Genomic DNA, 265 nt, shown 5'->3' with positions numbered 1-265 from the left:
GAGTAAGATATTACGTGAATTTACTTACCATCACCCAGTATTTAACCAAGAATCGATAGCCGCGCAGCAACAAAAGCATAGCATTGACGGGAAAAATAATAGCTATTTTTGTGGTGCGTATTGGTATAACGGTTTTCACGAAGATGGGGTGCATAGTGGCGTAGACGTTGCCAAACAGCTTGGGGTTGAATTTGACTAGCGCTGTATATTTAGGCGATGTAAAACATCGCCGTTTTGCGGTTAAAAGCCATAGCTTTAGTTACCC

The 265-nt window shown here is 41.9% G+C and carries 1 pseudogene; it reads left to right on the top strand.

The window, feature by feature from the left end:
- Nucleotides 1-199: pseudogene (locus AAEY88_RS13995) on the top strand (FAD-dependent oxidoreductase); the annotation flags it as partial.
- Between the last annotated feature and the right edge of the window lie 66 nt (nucleotides 200-265).

The organism is Psychrobacter sp. CAL346-MNA-CIBAN-0220, assembly GCF_040309805.1.
Lineage (GTDB): Bacteria > Pseudomonadota > Gammaproteobacteria > Pseudomonadales > Moraxellaceae > Psychrobacter.
This window is presented reverse-complemented; position numbering and strand designations above follow the sequence as displayed.